General features: G+C 63.2%; 17 protein-coding genes. 16 read left to right on the top strand and 1 reads right to left on the bottom strand.

The features are described 5' to 3' along the window. Positions 1-50: 50 nt before the first annotated feature. Positions 51-2,381, top strand: coding sequence for an endonuclease MutS2 (locus TC41_RS10315; protein WP_041695331.1), 2,331 nt, complete (start codon positions 51-53; stop codon positions 2,379-2,381). Positions 2,382-2,394: 13 nt separating this feature from the next. Here the strand turns inward: TC41_RS10315 and TC41_RS10310 are convergent, their stop codons facing one another. Then, the gene (locus TC41_RS10310) at positions 2,395-5,190 is read right to left on the bottom strand and encodes a transglycosylase domain-containing protein (RefSeq protein WP_237700112.1); all 2,796 of its coding nucleotides are present in this window, start codon (positions 5,188-5,190) and stop codon (positions 2,395-2,397) included. Positions 5,191-5,447: 257 nt separating this feature from the next. Between TC41_RS10310 and tyrS the strand changes: the two genes are divergently transcribed. From tyrS to tgt, 15 genes are all read left to right on the top strand, one after another. Next, the gene (gene tyrS / locus TC41_RS10305) at positions 5,448-6,689 is read left to right on the top strand and encodes a tyrosine--tRNA ligase (RefSeq protein ID WP_041695329.1); all 1,242 of its coding nucleotides are present in this window, start codon (positions 5,448-5,450) and stop codon (positions 6,687-6,689) included. A 66-nt stretch (positions 6,690-6,755) separates the two neighbouring features. Then, the gene (locus TC41_RS10300; protein WP_237699906.1) at positions 6,756-7,463 is read left to right on the top strand and encodes a sporulation protein YunB; all 708 of its coding nucleotides are present in this window, start codon (positions 6,756-6,758) and stop codon (positions 7,461-7,463) included. Positions 7,464-7,723: 260 nt separating this feature from the next. Next, the gene (locus tag TC41_RS10295; RefSeq protein ID WP_014464989.1) at positions 7,724-8,293 is read left to right on the top strand and encodes a LysM peptidoglycan-binding domain-containing protein; all 570 of its coding nucleotides are present in this window, start codon (positions 7,724-7,726) and stop codon (positions 8,291-8,293) included. Continuing rightward, a complete protein-coding gene (locus TC41_RS10290; RefSeq protein ID WP_014464988.1) occupies positions 8,293-9,234 on the top strand; it encodes an aminoglycoside phosphotransferase family protein in 942 nt (313 codons plus the stop codon). Before TC41_RS10295 ends, TC41_RS10290 begins: the two co-directional genes overlap by 1 nt. An 88-nt stretch (positions 9,235-9,322) precedes the next feature. After that, positions 9,323-10,204 carry a nitrilase-related carbon-nitrogen hydrolase gene (locus TC41_RS10285; RefSeq protein WP_014464987.1) on the top strand — a complete coding sequence of 294 codons (882 nt, stop codon included), beginning with the start codon at positions 9,323-9,325 and terminating at the stop codon, positions 10,202-10,204. Beyond that, on the top strand, positions 10,188-11,039 hold the full coding sequence (locus tag TC41_RS10280) for an NAD+ synthase (protein WP_014464986.1): 852 nt from the start codon (positions 10,188-10,190) through the stop codon (positions 11,037-11,039). Before TC41_RS10285 ends, TC41_RS10280 begins: the two co-directional genes overlap by 17 nt. Positions 11,040-11,057: 18 nt before the next feature. Then, positions 11,058-11,801 (top strand): YebC/PmpR family DNA-binding transcriptional regulator, encoded by a 744-nt coding sequence (locus TC41_RS10275; RefSeq protein ID WP_041695327.1) that lies wholly within the window; start codon positions 11,058-11,060, stop codon positions 11,799-11,801. A 70-nt stretch (positions 11,802-11,871) separates the two neighbouring features. Continuing rightward, positions 11,872-12,216 carry a hypothetical protein gene (locus tag TC41_RS10270; protein WP_014464984.1) on the top strand — a complete coding sequence of 115 codons (345 nt, stop codon included), beginning with the start codon at positions 11,872-11,874 and terminating at the stop codon, positions 12,214-12,216. A 111-nt stretch (positions 12,217-12,327) separates the two neighbouring features. Next, on the top strand, positions 12,328-12,882 hold the full coding sequence (gene ruvC, locus TC41_RS10265) for a crossover junction endodeoxyribonuclease RuvC (RefSeq protein WP_014464983.1): 555 nt from the start codon (positions 12,328-12,330) through the stop codon (positions 12,880-12,882). Beyond that, positions 12,879-13,505: a Holliday junction branch migration protein RuvA gene (ruvA, locus tag TC41_RS10260; protein ID WP_014464982.1), complete on the top strand. Its 627-nt coding sequence runs from the start codon at positions 12,879-12,881 to the stop codon at positions 13,503-13,505. Before ruvC ends, ruvA begins: the two co-directional genes overlap by 4 nt. A gap of 23 nt (positions 13,506-13,528) precedes the next feature. Further along, on the top strand, positions 13,529-14,527 hold the full coding sequence (gene ruvB / locus TC41_RS10255; RefSeq protein WP_014464981.1) for a Holliday junction branch migration DNA helicase RuvB: 999 nt from the start codon (positions 13,529-13,531) through the stop codon (positions 14,525-14,527). 76 nt (positions 14,528-14,603) lie between these two features. Next, on the top strand, positions 14,604-15,365 hold the full coding sequence (gene sigI / locus TC41_RS10250; RefSeq protein WP_041695326.1) for an RNA polymerase sigma factor SigI: 762 nt from the start codon (positions 14,604-14,606) through the stop codon (positions 15,363-15,365). A 4-nt stretch (positions 15,366-15,369) separates the two neighbouring features. Next, entirely contained in the window at positions 15,370-16,236 is an 867-nt protein-coding gene (locus tag TC41_RS10245; protein ID WP_041695325.1) for an anti-sigma factor domain-containing protein, read from the top strand. Between the two features lie 122 nt (positions 16,237-16,358). Further along, positions 16,359-17,426 carry a tRNA preQ1(34) S-adenosylmethionine ribosyltransferase-isomerase QueA gene (queA, locus tag TC41_RS10240; protein WP_041695843.1) on the top strand — a complete coding sequence of 356 codons (1,068 nt, stop codon included), beginning with the start codon at positions 16,359-16,361 and terminating at the stop codon, positions 17,424-17,426. Continuing rightward, a complete protein-coding gene (gene tgt / locus TC41_RS10235; RefSeq protein ID WP_041695324.1) occupies positions 17,404-18,543 on the top strand; it encodes a tRNA guanosine(34) transglycosylase Tgt in 1,140 nt (379 codons plus the stop codon). Before queA ends, tgt begins: the two co-directional genes overlap by 23 nt. Position 18,544: the final 1 nt, after the last annotated feature.

The raw sequence follows: 18,544 nt of genomic DNA, 5'->3' as shown, positions 1-18,544 counted from the left end.
GTGGTAAGATCAATGGGAATTTTGGATTCGAGTGTATAGGAGTGCGGGACATGGACGAACGCGCGCTGGACGCGTTGGAGTACGAAGCTGTGCGCGACGAAATCGCCAAGTGTGCGCAGACCTCGCTTGGGCAGGCTCGGGCGCGCGCCATGGAGCCCTTTCCCGTGCGCGCCGACGCGGAAGCGGAGCTCGCCCGTCTGGACGAGGCGGTGCGCATGCTGTATCGCGTCGGGGCGCCCCCGTTTGCGGGGATTGAATCGCTGGCCGAAGTGGTCAAGCGCGCTCAACGTGGAGGGACCCTGTCGGCTGACGAAGCGAATCGACTCGCCCGATGCATTGCTGGAATGCGGGCGATGCGGCAGTTCGTGGAGCGAGCGGCCGAAGGTGGCGATTTTCCCCTTTTGGCGAGCACCGTCGCGCCAATGGCGGATCTGCGCAGAACCGAACAGGAAATCCGGCAAGTGGTGGACGAGGATGGTCAGGTGGTGGATCACGCGAGCCCGACGCTTCTCCGCTTGCGCGACGAGAAGCGGCGCCGCGAGGCGGAGATCCGCGCCGCGCTCGATCGGTTGCTCCGCACACAGGCCAAATATCTGCAGGAGCCGGTCATTGCGATGCGAGGTGAACATTATTGTCTGCCGGTGCGCGTCGAGCACAAGAGCCAGATCCCCGGGATCGTGCGCGACGTGTCCTCGTCGGGATCGACCGTGTTCATCGAGCCCCGCACCATTGTGGAATTGAGTGAGCGGGTGCGCGAGCTCGAGGTGCTCGAGGAGCGCGAGGTCGAGCGGCTCCTGTACCAGTTGGCGGCGGCTGTGGCGCAGGTGGCGGACGACTTCTTGCGCACGCTCGACGTAGCCGCTGAAGTGGACTTTGTCTTCGCGAAGGCGGCCTATGCGCGGCGTGTGGACGGAAAGCGGCCGCGGCTGACGGAAGGCGTATGGCGGCTTTACGGCGCTCGGCATCCCAAGCTTCATCGAGATGCCGTGCCCATCGACGTCGAGCTCGGGGATCGGTTCCGACTGCTCATCATCACGGGGCCGAACACGGGCGGGAAGACGGTCACGTTGAAGACCATCGGTCTTCTCACGCTGATGGGCATGTCGGGGCTGTTTTTGCCGACCAAGCGGGAGAGCGACATTGGCTTCTGCCGGCACGTGTTCGTCGACATCGGGGACGAGCAGAGCATTGAGCAGAATCTGTCCACGTTTTCGTCCCACATGCGGCGGATTATCGACATGCTCGAGCGCGTGACGCCAGACAGCCTCGTGCTGTTGGACGAGCTCGGGGCGGGAACCGATCCGGCCGAAGGTTCTGCACTCGCCATCGCCATCTTGGATCACCTCACGTCGGTCGGCGCCCGCGTCGTGGCCACGACGCACTACGCCGAACTCAAGGGCTACGCCTTCCGCAATCCGGCGGCCGAAAACGCGAGCATGGAATTTGACGTGGAGACGCTGCGGCCGACGTACCGGCTGCTGATGGGGGTGCCGGGCCGTTCGAACGCGCTTGCCATTGCGGAACGGCTGGGGATGCCGAAGGAGATCCTCGAGCGGGCGAGATCGCACGTGGCAGAATCGAACATCCACGTGGAAGACCTCATCGGCAAGCTCGAGGCCGCAAGCCGAGAAGCGGAGCGGATGAGGGACGAAGCCGAGCGGGCGCTCCGGGAGGCTCGCGACCAAGCGGCCGATCTCGCGCGTCAGAAGGCGGCGTGGGAGGCTTCGAAGGACTCGATGCGGGAACAGGCCGCGCGCGAAGCGCGCGAGGTCATCGAGCGGGCCCGGCGGGAGGCGGATGCCGTCATCCGGGAGATTCGGAGCCTGCGCGATAGAGCCGCCGTCAAGGACCACGAGCTGGTCGAGTTGAGGAAGCGATTGGAGGCCGCGGAGCCGGGGGAGAAGCGCACACCAGCGCGGCGGCGAATGCGGGCCGAGGTGCGCCCTGGTCAGCGGGTGCGCGTGTTGTCGTTGGGGCAAAAGGGCGACGTGGTCGAGGTGGCGCAGGACGGCCGAGCGGCGGTGGTGCAATTGGGCGCCATGCGGATGAAAGTCGATGCCAGCGACCTGGAAGTGGTGGGCGATGCGCAGCCAGCGGCGGCCCCTTCGGTGACGCGGCTTGGTGGCGCCAAAGACGTGCGGATGGAACTCGACGTGCGCGGCGAGAGCGTGGACGACGCCATCAGCCGGATCGACAAGTATCTGGACGACGCCGTGGTCGCCGGCATCTCGCGCGTCGTCATCATCCACGGCAAGGGCACGGGTGCGCTACGCACCGCCATCCGCCGGTACCTGCGCGATCATCCGCACGTGAAATCGAGCGAGCCCGCCGGGCCAGGCGAGGGTGGCGATGGCGCGACCGTCGTCCACGTGCGAACGTGACGGGCGTACCGCATCACGGCAACTCGTTGGACCCTGTGTCGGGCGGGTTCGATCCACGGGCTGCACCAGGGTCGTTGGCGCTCTGATTCCCGCCCATCTCGCCCGGCGGCAGGAGAAAAACTGCGATGGCCCGAGACGGAGGAGACAGGGACAGATTGGACTCGGCGATGACCTCGTAATACACCACCGACGCGCCTTGAGGCGGCGTCGAATCCTCGAAGCTCGTCGACGCGCTCGTGCCAATCTTCTGGTACGGCTTGTCCACGCCCGTCGAGCGGTAGATGGCATACTGGGTCGCGCCGGGAACGCTGTTCCAGCCGAGCCATACCTCCGCGCCGTCGAAGTACCCGAATAGGCCCGTGGGAGGCTGGAGTTGGGAAGGGCTGAACATGTCCGGCGCCGTGCCGGCGTCGAGCGGCGTGCCGCCCCGCGGATCGAGCGCTGATGGGAGGAGATAGGGCGTATCCGCGGTCACGCCATTTGGGATTTTATGCGCCCAGTCCACGATTCGGGACGTGGGCAGCTTCATGAACGTACCCACCTCGACATCCGCGACCGGCGTGCGCGTGGTCGCCAGCACCTTTTTTCCGCCCACCACGGTGTACTTGGCTTCCACCGCGACATCGTCGTATGACGTGGGCTCGGTCCCTTGCACGAAGGGATCCGTCTCTGTGCCGCCGAAGGCTCTCGACAGCGGGGTCGGCAGGAGGCCGCTGGTCGACGACACGGTGCGGAAGACGATGCCTGGCGGAACGGGCCACGGTTTTCTAGCTGGATGGGCCGCGAGGATGGGCGCCATGATTTCGCTCCAGAGCGTGAACTTCAGGTTGTAATTGGCCGGATCGATGGGCTCGTGGTTGTTGTATCCCATCCAGATGCCCGCTGTGTAATCCTGCGTGTAACCGATGAACCAGCCGTCTCCCAAGGAATCGGTGGTGCCCGTCTTGCCGGAGATGAACTGGCCCGGGAAGCGCGCGCCGATGGCCGTCGCGGTGCCTCCGGGATGGTACACGACGTCGTGCAGCATGTTCGTGAGGATGTACGCCGTCTGCGGCGTGAACACCTGATGCGTGGCCGGATCCACCTGGTACAGGACACGGCCCGATCCGTCCGTGATCTGCCGAATCAGATAACTCTGATGCCACACGCCTTGATTTGCGAACGTCGAGTACGCGCTCGTCATCTGCAGGACGGTCACGCCGTTGTCCAGTCCGCCGATGGCCGCGGCTAGGTGATGCTCGTCGTCGGCGACGACCGTGGGCTGGCCGAGCCAGGTGGTAGCTCTTGGGCCGAGGCCCATCTTGCTGAGATAGGAGAATCCCACCTGCGGTGTGAGCACAGAGAGCACGTCGATGGCCGGCACGTTCCTCGACTCGTACAGCGCCACGCGCGCCGTCATGAGCCCTGCGAAGCCGGGTTCGTCGTCGTGGGGCTCGTACGGCGGCTGACCGGCTGCGCCGGGAAAGCGTGTGGGTGCGTCGTACATTTCGGACGCGGCTGTGATAAGCCCAGTATCGATGGCCGGGCCGTAGTCGAGAAGCGGTTTGATGGACGATCCCGGCTGCCGTGGAAGATCGGCGTGATCGATGGCGTCGCGGAGATAATCGCGTCCGCCGCCCACCGCGAGAATCGCGCCAGTGTGATTGTCCACGATGGCAAAGCCCGCCTCGTACAGGTCCGTAGCGGTCTTGCCGTTTGGCAGCCGATAAGTCTTGTCCGTGCCCGCGAAGAGCTGGTTGTTGCTCAGAACGCGCTCGACGTCCTCCTGCATCGGCAAATCGATGGTCGTGTAGATCTTGAGCCCCGCCACTGGAAGCGCCGACTCCGCCTCCTGGGCGTTGTCGTAAATGCCTGCGCGCACAAGATCCTGGATCACGAGCGGCTTGATCTCGTCCAGGAGCAGGTACGGATGCGCCGGAAGGCCGCTCATCGGCGGAGGCTTGAGCGTTTTCAGCACGTTCTCTCGATACGCCGCGTCATACTCCGCTTTGGAGATCATGTGATTGGCCAACATTTGGTCCAGGATGTAGTGCTGCCGCATCAGCGCGTGCTGTGGGAACTGGTAGGGCGAGAAGTAGGACGGGTTGTTGGGCAAAGCCGCGAGCAGGGCGGCCTGCGCTAGGGTGAGCTGATCTGGCTCCTTGCCGAACAGGATCTCGGATGCGCGCTTGACCCCGTACACCGTATCGGTGCCCATGCGCCCCATGTAGACCCAATTCATGTAGTCTGTCAGGATCTCGTCTTTGCTGAGGACGTGGGAAACTTCAAGTGCCAGCGCGATTTCCTGAATTTTTCGCTTTAGGGTCCGCTCCTGCTCCGGGAAAACCGCGAGCTTGACGGTTTGTTGCGTGATGGTGCTCGCGCCCGACTCGATGCGGTGACCAAGCAGATCCTGAAGGAAGGCGCGTCCCATGGCCAGGGGATTTACGCCTATATTAGTGAAAAATGTCTTGTCCTCGGCAGCGACAAAGGCCTGCACGAGGTAGGGCGAAACTTGATGGAGGGACGCGATGGGCTGGCGGTCGCCGTCGCCGGCAAACTGGCCAATGACGCGCCCCTCGTCGTCGTACACCACCGAACCTGCGCTGTTGTTGGTAAACGTCGCGGCGCTCACTTTCGGCAGTCCGCGAAGCATGGACGCCACGTACCCGACGCCGAAGGCCACACCGAAGCCGCACGCGCTGCCGACGGCGAGCATGACAGCCCTTACCGTGTGGCGCACAACCGGATGTCTGCGCTTGGAGCGCGCTTGCGCTGGTGGCTTTTCGGCGCGGTCCGTAGGACGGCGATTTTTGCCGTGCACACCCATCGCCCTCCTTTGTGGCACGATTATATCACACGACAAATTTAGACATGATGCTCGGTCGTTCGCGCCGGGAACGGCGCTCTGGCCGCGTCTATGTATCGTTAGCATGTGCGCAGCGAAGCGGACCATACCAGGTCTCAGGGGCGCTCCGGCCGGTGAAAAACAGGCGGCGATATGCTATTGTGGGGACACCGAGTCTTGGCGCTTCAGGCGCCGAGGATGGGACACTCTATCGAACGGACGCAGGAGGAGCGAATCAGGTGGCAGTGGAGACCGTGTTGACTCCGGACCAGGAGGCGGAAGTGGCACGCCAACTGGCTATCATTCGGCGCGGGACGGCCGAGATCGTCCCGGAGGACGAATTGGTGCAGAAGCTGCGGGAATCCGTGCGGACCGGAAGACCGCTGCGCGTGAAGCTTGGCATCGATCCGACATCGTCCGACATTCATCTGGGGCACACCGTGGTGCTGCACAAGTTGCGCCAGTTTCAGGACCTTGGTCATCAGGTGTTCCTCGTGATTGGCAGCTTCACGGGCCAGATTGGGGATCCCACCGACAAGGCCGAGACACGCAAGCAACTTTCGGCGGAAGAAGTGGCCGAGAACGCGAAGACGTACGTGGAACAGTTGTACAAGGTCCTCGATCCGGCGAAGACGCAGGTCGTGTACAACGGAGATTGGCTCGCGCCGCTCGATTTCGCGCAGGTCATTCGCCTCGCGTCGACCATCACCGTGGCCCGCATGCTCGAGCGAGAGGATTTTCAAAAGCGATTCCAGGACAATCGTCCCATTCACGTCCATGAATTCTATCCCCTCATGCAGGCGTACGACTCGGTTCACCTGCGCGCGGACGTGGAACTGGGCGGAACGGATCAGAAGTTCAACCTGCTCATGGGTCGCCACCTTCAGCGCGAATTTGGCCAGCCCATGCAGGTGGCGGTGATGTTGCCCCTATTGGAGGGGTTAGACGGCGTCCACAAGATGTCGAAGAGCCTCGGCAACTACATTGGCTTGAATGAGGAGCCCAACAACATGTTCGGCAAGCTGATGTCCGTGCCGGACAGCTTGTTGTTTAAATACTATGAGCTGCTATCGCTTCGGCCGCAGGATGAGATTGAGGCGATGCGCAGGGAGGTCGAGGCCGGGCGGATGAACCCGCGCGACGCCAAAATGCAGCTCGCCGAAGAGCTCGTCGAGCGATTTCTTGGGCCAGAGGCGCGGCGGGAAGCCGTGGAACACTGGCGCACCGTCTTCCAAAAAGGTGGTCTGCCGGAGGACATGCCCGAGCGGCGGGTAACCGGCGAGGCGCAATGGATTGTCAAGTGGCTGGTGGACCTCGGCTTTGCCCAGTCGAACAGCGACGCTCGCCGCGCCATTCAGGAGGGCGCCGTTCGAATCAATGGGACGAAAGTGACCGACACGGATATGCAGTACTGCCCACAGGACGGTGACGTCCTTCAGCGAGGCAAGCGGCAGTTTGTTCGACTGCGTACGAAAGGATGAGATATCGGCATCGCGAGGCATTCGCCGCCTCACACCCGCGTACGTATGGACGAGGGGGTGAGGGCGGTGCCGAGATGGTTTGTGCCGCGCCCTGGGCGAACCGGACGGACCCCAGCGGTGCGCGCCCTGGGACGGCGCCAGCCAGCGCGCAGATGGTTCGGCTTTGCTCTCGTGAGCTTTACGGCCATCGGTCTTTTGGTGTTTTGGCTGGAGTGGAGGCTCGCGCCTATGGTGCGCACCGCATCGGCGTCGCTCGCCACGCGCGTCGCCACCGAAGCGCTGAACCAGGCCATGGGAGAGGTGCTCTCATCCTACCCAGATGGGAAAGATTTGGTCAGCATCCGCATGGAACGCGGCGTAAACGGCCAGGCGTTTTCCATCGTCACGTTGAACATGGCGAAGCTCGCCAAGCTTCAGAGTGAAGCCATCCACGCAAGCGAAACCCGCCTCGAGACGCTTCGCAGACAGACCCTCACGCTCCCCGTTCTCCAGGCGCTTTCGGGGTCTATCCTTGCGGGCTACACCGCCACGGTCCCAGTGTCTTTTTCCCTCGTCGGAGCTGTTCATGCGCGCCTCGACGCGGACGTGGCCTCGAAAGGCGTGAATCAAGTGGTGCACATCGTCTACCTTGACCTCACTGCCGACGTCATGACGATCACCCCGCTCGTCCGATCGCCCGTGCATGTGACGGCGAGATCGCCCGTCGTGTACATCGTCATGAGCGGTCCTGTGCCGAATGTCGTCTTTCCCGGCGGAACCAGTGCCACCTCGTAGGCTTGCGCATATACTGCTCTAGCTTCCGCGAAAGCCTAGGAGGTTGGAGCCAGGATGAAAAAGTATGTCGTCAAACCAGGGGAGTCGCTGTACCAAATCAGCCGCAAGACAGGCGTGCGCCTGCCGCTCATTCTCGCCGCGAATCCGCAGATCAAGAACGCCAACGACATTACGCCAGGCATGACCATCATCATTCCTGAACTAGGCAAAGGAACCTCGTCCAAGCCGAAGGCGAAAAAGCGCAGCCGAAGTCGAGCAAGGTGGTCACAAAACCTTATTTCGGCTACGTGTGGCCGCATGCGGTGCAGCCTGGTGAGACCTGGGCCAGCATTGCGGATCGCTACAACGTCACCGTGGAGGACCTCGAGCACCTGAATCCTGCGCTCGCTTCCCGCGAGCTGACACCCGGGCTTGTCGTCTATGTGCCGCTCGGCAGCGAGCCGCAAATGCCTGCGGAGGCACCCGAACTGTCTCCAGGCGCCTGGATGCCCGCTCCTGGCGTTGGGGCTGCGCCATCTCAAGGGGCGCTCACGGAAGGTTCGCCCGACGTGTTCCTCGGCGGTCAGGGCCATCAGGGGCACTTGCAGCAGCCGCCCGAAGTGATGCCCGATGAAGGGGTTGAGCCGTGGAACGCGCCTGACGCAGAAGCGTCGGCGTACGAGAATGGTGGGCCTGTGGGCGAGATAGCGGAACAAACGCTGCCTGGTCCCGAAGGCGACGGAGGCCCGCATATGCATCAGCTGTACAGGTGGGCGGAGTCGATGCTGCCGGAGACCGACGAAGAGGGTTGGTCCAAGCCGTTTGTCGTGCGCGTAGGGAACGATGCGTGATGGATGCCGGCGAAATGGCCGACCTCGTCCGCCGCGCGTACGGCATCGAAGCGGAGGCTATCGTGCATAAGCGCACGGTCTGGGGGATTGTCGCGGGGACGTCGCGGTATATCTTAAAGCGCGCACGTCCCCAGGACAGCGAGGAGCGCCTTCGGGCGCTCGCCGACGTCCTCCGTCACTATCCGCGCTTTGGCGTTGCCGCCGCCAGTCCGCTCGAGACGGCGCGCGGGACAATGCGCGTCTCCGACGGGCGCGGCGCGTGGTATTATCTCCAGCTTTGGCTCGAAGGCCGGCATGTCGACGCGAGCGACGAATCGGAGCGCCTTGCGGTCACGCGTGCGCTGGCGCGGGCCCAGCGCGCTGCGCCGACCCAAGGGGTCCTTCGCGCTTTGCAAACCGCCACGTTGCGAGACAAATGGCGGGCGAAACTCCAGCTCCTCGAACGGCTCAAGGCCGTGACGGCCGATGCCGAGATGGCCGAGTTGCTCCGCCGCATCGCCGCTCGCGCTCGCGCGGTGTACGCGTCTTACGTGGAGGGAGCGCGTCCGCTCGCCTTCTGTCACCGCGATCTCGCGCCCCACAACGTGCTCGTCGGTCCAGGCGGGACTGTGATGTTCATCGACTTCGATCACGCCGGCTACGATGATCCGTTTGCCGATCCCATTCAGTGGGTGAGCCACGTCGCATACCTGGTTCCTCTGTGTTCCCGCTCGTATCAACGGCTCTGGCTCGCCTACGCGCAGGAGGCGGAACTGCATGAGGAGCACCTGGTGTCGCTCGTGAGGCTCGGTGCGTGGCCGGACATGGCGCTGCGCGCGCTCGCGGAAGCGTTTCGCGGAGGTCAATCCGCGAGCCGGATGTGGCGGCTTCGCTATGCGCTCAGGCGCGAAGAGGAGCGCGCTCGCCTGCACGAAGCCTGGTTGCGCGAGCTCGAAGCCTGATACGCGTCCGGACCGCCGCCAGGCGCTTTCTTCCGTTTGCTCGGCGCACCATGTATACTGTTTGGGTACGAAGTCGACGGGTGGGGGAATGGACGTGGCTTGGTCGGCGTTCCGCGTCGCCATTGCGCAGTTTGCGCCCAAACTGGGCGACGTGTCCGCGAATTTGAGCCGGCATCTCGAATATGTGAACGAGGCCAAACAAGTCAACGCGCAGGTGCTCGTGTTTCCCGAGCTCGGGCTCACCGGGTATCAGACGCAGGATCTCACGCTCGAGGTGGCGCGCCATGTGAGTCACCCCGACATTCAACGCCTCATTCAGGCGAGCCAGGAACTGGATGTGATCTTCTCTTTCGTCGAGGAGGCGGACGACTGCCGCTTTTTTGTGACGGCGGCCTACGCATCCGGCGGCCGCCTCGTGCACCGGCACCGGAAGCTGTACCTTCCGACCTACGGGATGTTCGACGAACGTCGCTACTTTGCGCCGGGCGACAGAATCCGCACCTTTTCCGCGCAGGGAGGACAAGCTGGCGTCTTGATCTGCGAGGATGCCTGGCACCTTTCAAGTCCTTATCTGCTCGCGGTGCAGGGCGCGTCCATCATCTATGTTCCGGCTTCTAGCCCATGGCGCAACACCATGGCCGCTTCCGATTTCGGTTCGCATGCTTTCTGGCGGCAGTTGCTGCAGGTGTATGCGCAGCTGTGTGGCTGCTTTTTTGTCTTCGCCAACCGCGTCGGCTACGAGGACGGCGTCCATTTTTACGGAGGCAGCGGCGTGATGGGGCCGGATGGGGAGTGGGTGGCCGAAGGGCCCGCATCCGAGAGCGCGTTGGTCGTGGCCGATCTCGACTTTCGAATGGTGCGGCGGGCGCGCTACACGACGCCCCTCTTGCGCGACGAGCGCGTTCGCCTCGTGCTCGCCGAGATGCAGGAGGCTGTGCGCAGGAGGTCGACCGATGAGGCCGGAGATTGAGGCAAAGCTTGCGTTGAATCCCTCGCTCGTCACCTCGGTGTTGACGGGGTTTCTCCGCGACGAGGTGACGAAAGTGGGCTTCCAAAAGGCCGTGTTTGGCCTGTCTGGCGGGATCGATTCGGCGCTTACGGCGTTTTTGGCGGCGGAGGCGCTGGGGCGGGATCGGGTGCACGCGGTGCTGATGCCGTACCGGACGAGCCATCCGAAGAGCCTCGAGGATGCGCTCAAGGTCGTCGAGGCGCTCGGCATTCCGCACACGATCATCGACATCACCGCCCCCGTGGATGCGTATTTCGAGCAGGTGGATCGGGTCCTCGGATACGAGGCGAACGCGCTCCGGCGCGGCAACCGAATGGCGCGGGAGCGGATGGTAACGCTCTATGATCTGTCGGCCGCCATGAACGCACTTGTGCTTGGCACGAGTAACAAGACGGAGCTCTTGCTCGGCTACGGCACGCAGTTCGGCGACATGGCGAGCGCGCTCAATCCCATTGGGGATTTGTACAAATGCCAGGTGCGGCAGTTGGCTGCGCATCTGGGCGTGCCGAGCAGCATCCTCGAGAAAGCGCCGAGCGCGGATTTGTGGGCGGATCAGACGGATGAAAAGGAACTCGGCTTCTCGTACGACGAGGCAGACGAGATCTTGTACCAGTGGGTGGATCTCCGGATGTCGCCGGACGAGATCGTGAGCCGCGGTTATCCAGAGCGCCTGGTGCGGGCCATCGTCGAGCGCGTTCGACACAATCAGTACAAGCGGCGCATGCCGATCATCGCCAAGCTGTCGGGGCGAACCATTGGCCTCGACTTTCGGTATCTGCGCGACTGGGGAACTTGATGCTTGGAGTGAATGGACATGGCGGGACATTCGAAGTGGCACAATATTCAGCGGCGAAAGGGCAAGCAGGACGCCATTCGCGGGCAGTTGTTCACCAAGCTGTCCAAGGATATCTACCAGGCGGCGCGCGAGGGCGGCGGTAATCCCGAGACGAATTTCCGGCTGCGCGTCGCCATCGAACGGGCGAGGGCGAACAACCTGCCCATGGAGAACATCCAGCGCACCATCGCGAAGGCCACGGGGCAGATCGAAGGCGCCACCTACGAAGAGTTGCTCTATGAAGGGTACGGCCCGCATGGGGTGGCCCTTCTGCTCGAAATCCTCACCGACAACCGCAACCGCACCGCCGCGGAGGTTCGGCACCTGTTTCGCAAGCACGGCGGGAATCTTGCCGAATCCGGCGCGGTGGCGTGGATGTTCCAGCGGTTCGGCGAGATCGTCGTCCCCAAGTACAAGGTGGACGGGGATGATCTGATGATGGTGGCGCTCGAGGCGGGGGCTGAGGACGTGATCGAGCGATCCCGCACGTACGTCGTGAAGACGACCCCGGACAACTTCCGCGCCGTGCGAATGAGTCTCGAGGAGAAAGGGATTCCCTACGAGGAAGCGTCCCTCACGTACGAGGCGTCGACGAAGATGGATCTGCCCGAGGAGGCGTTGGAACAGGTGTACGATCTCGTCGAGGCCCTCGAGTCGCTGGACGATGTACAGACCGTGTACACGAATCTCGACACGGGCGACGAGGAGGAAGAAGACGAGTAGGCGCATAATGGTCTCGCATGTGCGCACGCTAACTTCTGAACCTTCTCGATGAGGCGGGAGGCAGGTTCAGATGGCCATGCGAAAGGGTGGCATGCGCGCAGTGCTTGCGGCCTTGTCCGCCTGCGCCGCGATGGCGTGGGGGGCCTCGGTGGAGGCCCACGAGGCAGCGTCGGCGAGCACGGACTTCGGATCGCATCATCGCGTCCACCATCCTGCGCGCCGCGTGATTCTCGTCAACGAGACGAACACAGGTGCGATGATGATCGAGCGTCGGCGGGTCGAGGACGATGCGGTGGTGGCGTTTGCCGGATCGAGGCCCGCGTGGCGACTTGACATTCCCCTCAGCTGTTACTTCCTCACGCCCGTGTATATGCGCGATCCCGGTGGGCGGATTCCGGGCGATCGCTCGGTGTGACGCAGCGATCGCCCTGTTGTCATCCTGTCCTTCTATTTTCCATATCTGTATGGGTAGGAGTTTCGAGGGTTCGTGGCGAATGACAAATAGAGAACACGAGGAGGAGCGATTGTGGAGTCCTTGCGCATCCTTGGCGTGGACCCCGGCTTGGCCCGGCTGGGATTCGGCATCATTGAGCGAGGGCCGGGTGATTCGCTCCGCCATGTGTCGCACGGCTGTATCGAGACGGGTGCAGACACGCCTTTGCCCGAGAGGCTTCAGCATATTTTTCAACAACTGACGGAGCTCTGCCGAACGTATCGTCCTGAGGTCATGGTGGTGGAAGAGCTGTTCTTCAGCCGCAACGCCACGACCGCCTTCACGGTCGGCCAGGCGCGCGGCGTTGCCCTCTTGGCGGGCGCGCAAGCGGGGCTTGCGGTGACGGAGTATACGCCCATGCAGGTCAAGCAGGCGGTGACAGGGTACGGACGAGCGGACAAACGGCAGGTTCAGGAGATGGTGAGACTCCTTTTGAGGCTGACGAGCGTCCCGAAGCCCGATGACGCGGCCGACGCGCTGGCAGTCGCCATCGCGCATGCGCATGCCGGACGGATCGGCGAGCTGGAGGCGAGACTGGCCGCAGGCAAGCGGACGGGATGGATGTGGGAACGGGGGCGTTTTCGGTGATCGCTTTCTTGCGGGGGCGCGTGACGTTCCTCGGGCCAGGGTATGTCGATCTCGACGTGCGAGACGTGGGCTATCGCGTACATGTGAGCGATCGCACGCACGCGGCGCTGAACCTCGGCGACACCGCATTCTTGTATACACACCATCATGTGCGCGAGGACGGCTGGGCGCTCTACGGCTTCGAGACCGTCGAGGAACGGGCTCTGTTTGAACGCATGGTTGCGGTGTCGGGGATTGGGCCCAAGCTGGCGCTTCAGGTCATTGGGGCTGCAGGAGTCGGCGAAATTGTCGCAGCCATCCTGGCGGAGGACGCCGACAGCCTGAGTCGCCTGCCCGGCATTGGCCGCAAACTCGCCAGTCGGCTGGTCGTAGAACTGCGCGAGAAGCTCGACGACTTGGCGCCCGTTGCCTTGCGCGCTCCCGCTCCTGTTTCTGGCCCGCAGGCTTCAGCGGCACAGGACGCGGTGTCAGCACTTGTCGCGCTCGGGTACCGCCCTCGGGAGGCCGAAGAGGCGGTGTCCGCGGTCGGCGGAGGTCGCCAGTCCGTCGAAGACACCATCAAGGCGGCGCTGACGTATCTGTATGCGCGAGACGCGCGGACCGAGCCGCTGTCGCAGCCGTAGCCGAGGGATGAGGAGGTGGCCGGATGGACGAGCGACTGATTTCTGCCGAATGGATGCGCGAGGACGCGCAGCTTGACACCATTCGCCCCCGTTTTCTCGACGATTACATCGGCCAGCGCGCTGTCGTGGAGAACCTGAGGATCTTCATTCAGGCCGCCAAAGAGCGCGGAGAGCCGCTCGATCACGTCCTGCTGTACGGTCCGCCCGGTCTCGGCAAGACGTCTCTTGCGATGATCATCGCCAACGAGCTCGGCGTCCAAATCCGTGTGACCTCCGGTCCGGCCATTGAGCGCGCCGGCGATCTCGCGGCCATCCTGACGAATCTGCAGCCGGGCGACGTGCTGTTCATCGACGAGATCCACCGCCTGTCGCCGAGCGTCGAAGAGGTCCTCTATCCGGCTATGGAGGACTTTGCGATTGACATCGTCATTGGCAAAGGTCCGAGTGCCCGCTCCGTGAGGCTGGACCTTCCGCCGTTCACGCTGATTGGCGCCACGACCCGCGCGGGGCTCCTGTCGCACCCCCTGCGCGATCGCTTCGGCGTGATGCTGCATCTGGACTACTACCCGGTGCGCGATCTCGCCGAGATCGTCAAGCGCAATGCGCGGATTCTGCAACTGGCCATCACGGAGGACGGATGCGCCGAGATTGCCCGCCGAGCGCGAGGAACGCCGCGCATCGCGAACCGGCTGTTGAAGCGGGTGCGCGATATCGCGCAGGTCGCAGGCTGGCCGGAAATTGATGCGGCGCGGGCCGCCGAGGCGCTCGCGCAACTGCACGTGGATCCCCTGGGGCTCGACGCCACCGACAAGCGGATTCTAGAGGCGGCGATGGACAAATTCGGCGGGGGCCCTGTCGGGCTCGACACGCTCGCGGCCGCAGTCGGCGAGGAGCCGTCGACGCTGGAGGACGTGTACGAACCGTACTTGCTTCAAATTGGCTTCTTGAAGCGGACGCCGCGCGGGCGCGTCGTCATGCCGTCCGCCTATCGCCACCTGGGGCGCTCCGTGCCTTCAGGCTGAAGCAGAACGCCGGCTTATCCATCCGCACCCCCGTAAACGTGGGGCCGGGAACGAATTCATGAGGTGAGGTGGGAGCGTGGGCGTTCTCCCGTTTCGCGGAAGGTCATTAGACGAACGAAACGAGTTGGCCCGCCTGCTCCAAAGTGCGAAAGCCGGAAATGCGCACGCGCGCAATGAGCTCATTGCCCTGTACATACCCTTTATCCTGCGAATCGCGTCGCAAACGGCCAAGCGATATATCGATCCACACGCGGACGACGAATACAGCGTGTCGCTGGCGGCATTCAACGAGGCCATCGATCGGTATCAAGATGAGCGCGCGGCGTCGTTTCTGACGTTTGCGGAAACCGTGATCCGGCGGCGCCTCGTCGATTTCTTTCGAGCGCAGCGTCAGCATCGCGCGCGGCTGCGCCCGTGGAGCGAATTCGATCAAGCCGACGAGGACGATCACGTCTCGAACTGGGTCGAGGTGGCGTCTTCCATCGCGGAGCATCAGCGCCGGGAAGAGGCCGCGATGCGGGCGTACGAGATCGAAGAGTATGCCCGTCGGCTCGAGGAGTTTGGGTTGTCCTTTCGGGAGTTGGTGGAGCTTTCGCCCAAGCACGAAGACGCGCGCCGAAACGCGCTCTTGTGCGCCCATGCGATTGCGTCTGATCCCGAACTTGTGACGTACGTCTATCGGCGCAAGGCGCTGCCGCTTCGTCAAGTGGAGGAACGGGTCCGCGTGTCGCGCAAGACGCTCGAACGCCAGCGCAAGTACATCCTTGCGATGGTTCTCTTGCTGTCCGGTGACTTTCCGATGTTGAAGTCGTTTCTTCTCAGGGCGGAAGGGGATTGACGTCATGAGTGTGCGAGTCCGGGGTCGCGCCGTCGTGGTGGAGCTCCAGGGCAATCGCGCCATTTTGCTCACGGACGACGGAGCCTTTGTGAACGTGACCGCGAGGCCCGGCATGTCGGTCGGCGACGTGATCGACATGGGCGTCGGAGGACGGGCGGGCGGAGGGTTGCTGCGCGCTTGGGCCCGACGCCGTGTGGCGATTGGGGCCGTTGCGGCTTGCGCCCTCTGCGCCGCGATGGGAGGGGGCGCACTGTCCGTGGCCGGGTGGGGCGCGCGGCCCCAGGCGCTCGTGTCGGTCGATGCCAATGCCGAGTGGAGCCTTGCCGTCGACCAGCACATGCGCGTGGTGTCGGCGAGCGCGTATAACGCAGTCGGCCAGTCCATCCTCGCGCACGTGCGCGTGAAGGGCAAACCGCTCGCGGACGCGGTCCGATCGCTCGTTGGTGAGCTCGCGGCCGAGGGGAAGATGCCGCGAAACGACAGTGTCGTGGTGGCCACCACCTCGCTCGACGGCGACGACGTCGGCTCCGACATCAATCGCGCTGTGACGAGCGCCGTTCAGGGCGCGACGCAGGGCCAGGGCAATGTCTATAGCATGGCCCTGTCGCGGAGCGTGTGGGACCAGGCGCTGGCGAATCACGTGGCGCCTGCGCAGTACGCGAGCTATCTCCTGGCGCAAGAGGTAGGCGTGCACGTCCACCTGAGCGATTTGAGCTCGGCCAACGTCCAGACCGTAGTCGCGCAGGCCCACGACCTTCACACGGCGCTCGAAGGGTTGAACACCGGCAACTACGAGGAAGTCGCCAGCATCGTGGAAGCGGCCTTGAGCCAGCCTTTGAATTCCCGCGGTGAGCCTCGGTATAATGGGTGATGCTCGTTCGTCCCACACGACATCGTCCGTGGGCCACGAAACCATGAGACGAAACGGGCTGTCCCAGTGATGGGGCAGCTTTTTTCGCTTTGACCCTGTGATACGCGTTGGGAGGAATGTTCGTGCGCGTCGAAGACTTTGATTATGAACTTCCTGAGCATTTGATTGCGCAACAGCCGCTGCCGGAGCGAGACCAATCCCGGCTGCTTGTGGTCGATCCGGTGGATCGCGTCGTTCGGCACCGCATCTTTGCGGACATTGTCGAGGAGTTGAATCCGGGCGATGTCCTGGTGATGAACGACTCGCGCGTCCTGCCTGCGCGTTTACATGCTGTGAAGCCCGACACGGGCGGACACGTCGAGCTTTTGCTGGTTCGTCCGATCGACCATCAGCCGAATACATGGCAATGCCTGGCTCGCCCCGCGAAGCGGGTTCGCGTCGGTCACCGGCTGGTGCTCGGCGAAGGTGGAGATGTCGTCGAGATGGAAGTCGTGGGCGAGGAGGACGAAGGCATACGGCTTGTGCGATTCGACACAACGGAGTCCGTGATCGACATCGCGAATCGGCTGGGTGAGATGCCCCTTCCGCCTTACATTCATGAAAAACTGGAGGACCAGGAGCGGTACCAGACCGTGTACGCGAAACGCGTGGGATCGGTGGCCGCACCCACGGCGGGTCTCCATTTCACGGAGCGATTGCTGCAGAGACTTCGGGACAAGGGCGTTCAGCTATGCCACGTGACGCTGCACGTGGGAATCGGGACGTTTCGCCCCGTGCAGGTGGAAAACGTGGAAGAACACCGGATGCACAGCGAGTGGTACGAAGTCAGTCCGGAGACGGCCGAGATGGTGAACCGCGCCAAGGCCGACGGCAGGCCGGTCATCGCCGTCGGCACCACGGCGCTGCGGACGCTCGAGGCGGCGGGTCAGTCCGGTGTGCTGGAGGCGAAGCAGGGAGAGACCGACATTTTCATCTATCCGGGTTTCAAGTTCCACATCATGGACGGGCTTATTACGAATTTTCACCTGCCCAAGTCGACGCTGTTCATGCTGGTGTGCGCCATCATGGGCACGGACTACGCGAAGGCCGTGTACCGCGAGGCCGTGGAGCGTTCGTACCGGTTCTTTAGCTTTGGCGACGCCATGTTCATCAAGAGGAGGGCCGACATTGCAGGTACCCGTGAGGTATGAACTCCTCAAGCGATGCTCCCGCACGGAGGCGCGGAGGGGGAGGCTGTACACGCCGCACGGCGTGATCGACACTCCGGTGTTTATGCCGGTTGGCACACAGGCCACCGTGAAAACGATGGCGCCTTGGGAGCTTGAGGAGCTCGGCGCGGGCATCATCCTGGCGAACACGTACCACCTTCACTTGCGCCCCGGAGAGGACATTGTTCAGCGCGCCGGAGGGCTGCATGGGTTCATGCAGTGGAAAGGCGCCATCCTGACGGACAGCGGCGGGTTTCAGGTGTTTAGCCTGGCGAGCCTGCGAAAGATTACGGACGAGGGCGTGCAATTTCGTTCCCACATCGACGGAAGTCCGCGGTTCTTTTCCCCCGAGACGGTGATGGCCATCGAAAATGCGTTGGGAGCGGACATCATCATGCAGCTCGACGAATGTCCGCCCTACGGTGCGACGAGATCGTATTTAGAGACCTCCCTTCGGCGGACTCTTGCGTGGGCGAAGCGATGCAAGGAGTCGCACGCGCGCCCGGAAGAGCAGGCGCTGTTTGGGATTGTGCAAGGCGGAGAGCATTTGGATCTCCGGCGTCAAGCTGTCGAGGCGCTGGTAGAGCTCGACCTGCCCGGCTACGCCATCGGCGGGCTCAGCGTCGGGGAGCCGAAGTCCCTCATGTACGAGATTCTGTCGCACGTGGCGCCGCTCCTTCCCGAAGAGAAGCCCAGGTATCTGATGGGCGTGGGCAGCCCGGACGATCTGTTCGAGGGTGTGGAACGGGGCGTCGACATGTTCGATTGCGTCCTTCCTACGCGCATTGCGCGCAACGGAACTGTGTTCACATCGACTGGCAAGATGGTCATGAAACATGCGCAGTACAGGGACGACCTTCTCCCGATCGACCCGTCGTGTTCGTGTCGCGTGTGCCGGACGTTTTCCCGCGCGTACATCAGGCACCTCCTGAAGGCGGAAGAGATCCTCGGCGTGCGGCTTACCACGTATCACAACGTGCACTTTTTGCTCAACCTGATGAGGGAAATTCGAAAGTCTATCGAGGAGGACAGGTTTTTGGCGTTCAAGCGCGAATTCTACAGTAGGTACGGTTATACATCCGAGCGAGAGGACGTGTGAG

The organism is Alicyclobacillus acidocaldarius subsp. acidocaldarius Tc-4-1, from assembly GCF_000219875.1.
GTDB lineage: Bacteria > Bacillota > Bacilli > Alicyclobacillales > Alicyclobacillaceae > Alicyclobacillus > Alicyclobacillus acidocaldarius_A.
This window is presented reverse-complemented; position numbering and strand designations above follow the sequence as displayed.

Excerpts from the sequence above, each read along its gene's own strand:
- TC41_RS10315 (WP_041695331.1), top strand. The coding sequence starts at position 51 with ATGGACGAACGCGCGCTGGACGCGTTGGAGTACGAAGCTGTGCGCGAC.
- TC41_RS10310 (WP_237700112.1), bottom strand. The coding sequence starts at position 5,190 with ATGGGTGTGCACGGCAAAAATCGCCGTCCTACGGACCGCGCCGAAAAG.
- TC41_RS10290 (WP_014464988.1), top strand. The coding sequence starts at position 8,293 with ATGGATGCCGGCGAAATGGCCGACCTCGTCCGCCGCGCGTACGGCATC.
- TC41_RS10285 (WP_014464987.1), top strand. The coding sequence starts at position 9,323 with ATGGACGTGGCTTGGTCGGCGTTCCGCGTCGCCATTGCGCAGTTTGCG.
- TC41_RS10280 (WP_014464986.1), top strand. The coding sequence starts at position 10,188 with ATGAGGCCGGAGATTGAGGCAAAGCTTGCGTTGAATCCCTCGCTCGTC.
- TC41_RS10275 (WP_041695327.1), top strand. The coding sequence starts at position 11,058 with ATGGCGGGACATTCGAAGTGGCACAATATTCAGCGGCGAAAGGGCAAG.
- TC41_RS10270 (WP_014464984.1), top strand. The coding sequence starts at position 11,872 with ATGGCCATGCGAAAGGGTGGCATGCGCGCAGTGCTTGCGGCCTTGTCC.
- ruvB (WP_014464981.1), top strand. The coding sequence starts at position 13,529 with ATGGACGAGCGACTGATTTCTGCCGAATGGATGCGCGAGGACGCGCAG.
- TC41_RS10245 (WP_041695325.1), top strand. The coding sequence starts at position 15,370 with ATGAGTGTGCGAGTCCGGGGTCGCGCCGTCGTGGTGGAGCTCCAGGGC.